This is a genomic window from Vibrio methylphosphonaticus, assembly GCF_023634655.1.
Classification (GTDB): domain Bacteria; phylum Pseudomonadota; class Gammaproteobacteria; order Enterobacterales; family Vibrionaceae; genus Vibrio; species Vibrio methylphosphonaticus.
The window spans coordinates 1-292 of sequence record NZ_JAMKMS010000090.1 but is presented as its reverse complement, the minus strand read 5'-3'; the positions used below and the strand labels follow the sequence as shown (position 1 = coordinate 292).

Sequence of the window (292 nt, the reverse complement as noted above, 5' to 3'; positions counted from 1 at the left end):
TGACCTCACGGTAAATCCAGTGAATGATGCAGCGGTTGTGGAAGATGTGGGTTACACCATCCAAGAAGATGGGTCGTTGACCTTTACGGATGAGCAGCTTCTAGCAGGCGCTTCAGACATTGATGGTGACGACTTATCCGTTGCGGATGTCTCTTACTCTGGTACCGATGGTGTGTTCACCGACAACGGTGATGGCAGTTATACCTTCTCTCCAAATGAAAACTTCAATGGCGAAGTCGACCTAAGCTTCTCAGTAAGTGACGGTACGACGACTACAGACGCCAACATTGAC

General features: G+C 49.0%; 1 protein-coding gene. It reads left to right on the top strand.

Annotated features, from left to right (window positions below; genetic code table 11):
* Window positions 1–292, top strand: a 292-nt coding sequence (locus tag M9196_RS23385) for a tandem-95 repeat protein (protein WP_250619898.1), incomplete at both ends; no start/stop codon positions are given.